Source organism: Microbulbifer okhotskensis, from assembly GCF_023895975.1.
In the GTDB taxonomy this organism is placed as follows: domain Bacteria; phylum Pseudomonadota; class Gammaproteobacteria; order Pseudomonadales; family Cellvibrionaceae; genus Microbulbifer; species Microbulbifer okhotskensis.
This window is the reverse complement of sequence record NZ_JALBWM010000393.1, coordinates 1-437: the sequence shown is the minus strand read 5'-3', so window position 1 is coordinate 437 and position 437 is coordinate 1. Positions and strand designations below refer to the sequence as shown.

Sequence of the window (437 nt, the reverse complement as noted above, 5' to 3'; positions counted from 1 at the left end):
CGCGCGGATTCATCGCCGCTTTTGGCTTCGTGTTCGGCTTCGAGAAAATCCCGCACCACATCGGCAAGGCCGGTGCCGGGGATACACACATACAGCTCCGATAGTTCCATAAAGGTTTCTATCGGTTCAATTTCATCGGGCTCAAAGTCTTCACCGCATTGGGTTTTTTCCCAGCCGGCAAAGTCGTCGCCATTCTCCCGCGCGGTTTTGCAGGTCTGCAGAACATTGGCTTGGCGGCGGTAGTCATCCCATTCGCTGCCACATTCCGGGCAGCCATAGACCGCTGTCTCTGGTTGGTGCAAGCCGAATACCGGGTGCGGGGTGCCGCCCTCTTTTTCCAGCCAGCTGACATTTTCCCAATCCAGTACATGGGACTCGCCGCAGTCGTGGCAAGTCACCGGCAGTACGCGCATGGTGCCGAGCTTGGTGTAGTGCTC

1 protein-coding gene is annotated in these 437 nt (G+C 57.7%); it reads right to left on the bottom strand.

Annotated elements, in window-relative coordinates; genetic code table 11:
• On the bottom strand, window positions 1-437 hold a 437-nt coding region (locus MO867_RS22645), incomplete at both ends, for a phage terminase large subunit family protein (RefSeq protein WP_252473386.1).